Below are 2,419 nucleotides of genomic sequence, written 5' to 3'. Positions count from 1 at the left end.
GGTAGGGTCGGCCGCGCGGCGAGGTGCCCATGAGGGCCCTTTTCCGCGCGGCCTCCCTCCGAACCGGACGTGCGAGTTTCCCCGCATCCGGCTCTCCAGTGGTTCTTTTGTGAGTTTGACGGTCTGCTATCCGGTGTGGATGCTGTGGTGGCAGGTATCGCATACCACAAGGGTTTTGCGTCGCCTGCTTTTCATGATCTGCATCCAGCCGCTTGTCCCCCGTCCGGGTTTGTCGAGCTCGGCGAGCTTGGGGACATGATGAACTTCCACGTTGCCGTGGTGTCCACAAAGCTCACACGTGCTGGCGAGTAGCCGTTTGACGATTTCCTTGTGGGAGTATTTGTCCCGGGCGGGTTCGTGATCATTGATCATCGCTGTCTTCTGGCGCCTGAGGGGGATGCCGCCGAACCGTGCGACCAGTGGTTTCCTGCCGTTTCTTTCGATCTGGGCCTCGTAACAAGTGCGTGGCCCATGCGGTGTCTGGACTTTGGTTCTATGCTTCGCCGCGGTCTTGCGCACCGTCGATCGGTGTTTGCTTGCCAGGGTCTTCAGCATGGAAGTCTGCATGACCCACAGCAGCCGGTGCAGTCGTGGGACGTTTCCGGCCAGCAGGTAGTACTGGACAATACCCCGGTAGATCGATCCGTATGTGGCGACGATGGTGTAGTCGGCCTCCTGGACCCATCTTCCCTGGTGAACGGGTTTTCCGTGTTCCAGGAATGGGGCGCACTTTTCCTTGATCACGTCGTCGGGCACACGTAGGCCAATTATTCCGTTGGCTCTTCTGGAGCCTCGGGTGACCTTGGTGTTGTTATGCTGGACGACGATGTCGTAGCCGAGGAAGCGGGCCGCGCCTGTGCGGGCGTGGGTGATCAGCGTCTTCTGTTGGGAGAGTTCGAGATGAAGTTCATTCTGCAGGAACTCTGCCAACCGCCTTTTGATCTCCTCAGCTTCGGACTTGGGGCCGGCAAACCCGAGTAGGTGGTCGTCGGCGTAGCGCACATACCGCAACCGCCGGTATTTTGGATCCATCGGGTCCACCGACGGCAGGCGCCGTGTTTGCTTCGTCAACTCTCTGACGGCAGTGCGGTCGCCGCGCTTGCGCGCTTGCGCCCGCCGCCATTTCAACCGCCCATATTCCCGATTGCCGTTGCGGTATCCTCCTCGCGTGTATTCCGGAATGAGAACCTTCTCGACGAACTGATCCAGTTTGTGCAGGTAGATAGAGGAAAGGATCGGGGAGACCACGCCGCCCTGCGGCGCCCCGCTGAGCGTGGCTCCCCACTTCCAATCCTCCAGATATCCGGCCGTGAGCATGTTTCGCACCAGCCGCAGGAACCGGCCATCGTGGATGCGCTCCGCCAAAATTTCGATCATTACGTCGTGATCGAGACTGCCGAAGCAGTCGGCGATATCACCCTCGATGAACCAGGTCGTTCCGGTCCAGGTGTTAGCGACCTCCCGCAGTGCGGTATGGCAGCCACGTCCGGGCCGGAACCCGTGAGAGCGGTCAGAGAACGTCGGCTCGTAATACGCCTCCAAAATCAGGCGAATGACTTCACCGACAAGTTTGTCCGACCAGGTCGGCAAGCCCAGTGGTCGAGTTTTTCCATTCCCTTTCGGAATGTGTACTCGCCGGACCGGCGAAAACCGATAACGCTCACTGCGCATCGCGGCAATGATGCGTTCGATCTTCCTCACCGACATTCCGTCAACGGTTTCCCGCGTGACCCCGGGTGTCATCGATCCGTGGTTGGCGTAGATCCGCCCGTAAGCCAGCAGATACAACTGCGGGTTGAACAACTGGCGAAACAGTTCGTCGCACGGCAGGCCACGCCTACCGCGCTCACGCAGGACACCCAGCACCGTTTCGGCGCTCTGCATTTCGCATACCTCCCGACCTGATGGTGTCCGGCCACCTGGCCCCCTTCGCCCTGTGAGCGGCTTTCCCGCCCTCCTTGGCCGGGCGTGACTCCGGCGACTACTACGGGGCCTCCGTCACCTTAGGGTTCGCACCCGACAGGTGATCCCACGTTCGTCTCGGTCGTACGTGACAGCACGACTTAGGCGTCCCACTCATCTCCTTCAATGTCCCGACAGGACATCGTCCTATGCCCCAGAGGTAGCGTCGGATATGGGATCCGGCCGACACCGGGCACGGCACCGGTTTCAGATATCTTTCCGATGGATGCGAAGTTTCATCACTGGAGATTGGGCTTCAAGCAATCAAGCCTTCGCCATATCATGCGGGCCGACCGGCGCATCGTCCTCGATATCTAGACCCGACCGCCGGTTTGCTGGCATGCTACTGTCCCCCTTTTCCTTTCGGATCCGGGTAAGCCATTAGGCCCAGAGAAAACCTCCAATCCTCTCCCGGCTGAGCCGGGAATACGACCAAGCGCCTCGTGGCGCACTCCCA

Annotated in this window: 1 protein-coding gene; it reads right to left on the bottom strand. The window is 60.1% G+C overall.

Going from position 1 to position 2,419, the window contains the following annotated elements; genetic code table 11:
* Positions 1-126: 126 nt before the first annotated feature.
* Positions 127-1,884, bottom strand: a complete 1,758-nt coding sequence (locus E1289_RS37275) for a reverse transcriptase/maturase family protein (protein WP_207929417.1) — start codon at positions 1,882-1,884, stop codon at positions 127-129.
* Between the last annotated feature and the right edge of the window lie 535 nt (positions 1,885-2,419).

It is taken from the genome of Actinomadura sp. 6K520, assembly GCF_004349245.1.
GTDB lineage: Bacteria > Actinomycetota > Actinomycetes > Streptosporangiales > Streptosporangiaceae > Spirillospora.
The sequence above is the reverse complement of the archived record's forward strand: the minus strand, read 5'-3'. Positions and strand labels throughout refer to the sequence as shown.

Bases quoted from the DNA above. Each gene is read 5' to 3' on its own strand.
- E1289_RS37275 (WP_207929417.1), bottom strand. From the start codon at position 1,884: ATGCAGAGCGCCGAAACGGTGCTGGGTGTCCTGCGTGAGCGCGGTAGG.